We start from the raw sequence: 258 nt of genomic DNA, 5'->3' as shown, positions 1-258 counted from the left end.
GCGCGTCCCGCCGCTCCCGGTAGGCGCGCCGGCAGCGGCGCAGGTGGCGGTCGTACCCCCCGCTCGTGACGAAGTGGGCCAGCGCCGCCTGGTCGAGCGACGGATTGCCCAGGTCCATGGTCCGTTTGCGCTCGACGACCTCGGCGGCGAGGGACTCCGGCACCAGCATCCAGCCGAGCCGCAGCCCCGGGGCGAGGGACTTGCTGACGGAGCCGGTGTAGACCACGCGCTCCGGGTCGAGGCCCTGGAGCGCGCCCA

Annotated in this window: 1 protein-coding gene; it reads right to left on the bottom strand. The window is 75.2% G+C overall.

Annotated features, from left to right (window positions below):
- The coding region (locus tag A4V12_RS39040; protein WP_350498023.1) for an aminotransferase class I/II-fold pyridoxal phosphate-dependent enzyme at positions 1-258 on the bottom strand (258 nt) is incomplete at both ends.

The organism is Streptomyces noursei (assembly GCF_001646665.1).
Classification (GTDB): Bacteria; Actinomycetota; Actinomycetes; order Streptomycetales; family Streptomycetaceae; genus Streptomyces; species Streptomyces lavendulocolor.
The sequence above is the reverse complement of the archived record's forward strand: the minus strand, read 5'-3'. Positions and strand labels throughout refer to the sequence as shown.